We start from the raw sequence: 288 nt of genomic DNA, 5'->3' as shown, positions 1-288 counted from the left end.
TAAGGTAGTGGAGCAAGACCATCGGTTCATTAAAAAACGTGTACGCTCTATGTTAGGATTTAAATCTTTTGGCACAGCTACATGTATTCTTGCAGGAGTAGAAGCCATGCATATGATAAAAAAAGAACAAGTTGATTTACGGGATCAGTCTGTTCAAAATCAAAAAGAATTTATTCATCAATTATTCGGATTAATAGCGTAAAGAACGATTCCGATAGGAATCCCCATTGCTCTTTGGAATGTATCCTTTATTTGCACCAGAACCGGACCTTCTATAGAAAGTCCCTC

At 37.2% G+C, this 288-nt stretch carries 1 protein-coding gene; it reads left to right on the top strand.

The window, feature by feature from the left end; genetic code table 11:
* On the top strand, window positions 1-202 hold a 202-nt coding region (locus FE392_RS22660; protein WP_319931933.1), incomplete at its 5' end, for a DDE-type integrase/transposase/recombinase.
* Between the last annotated feature and the right edge of the window lie 86 nt (window positions 203-288).

The sequence above is a fragment of the Xenorhabdus santafensis genome (assembly GCF_033949405.1).
GTDB lineage: Bacteria > Pseudomonadota > Gammaproteobacteria > Enterobacterales > Enterobacteriaceae > Xenorhabdus > Xenorhabdus santafensis.
This window is presented reverse-complemented; position numbering and strand designations above follow the sequence as displayed.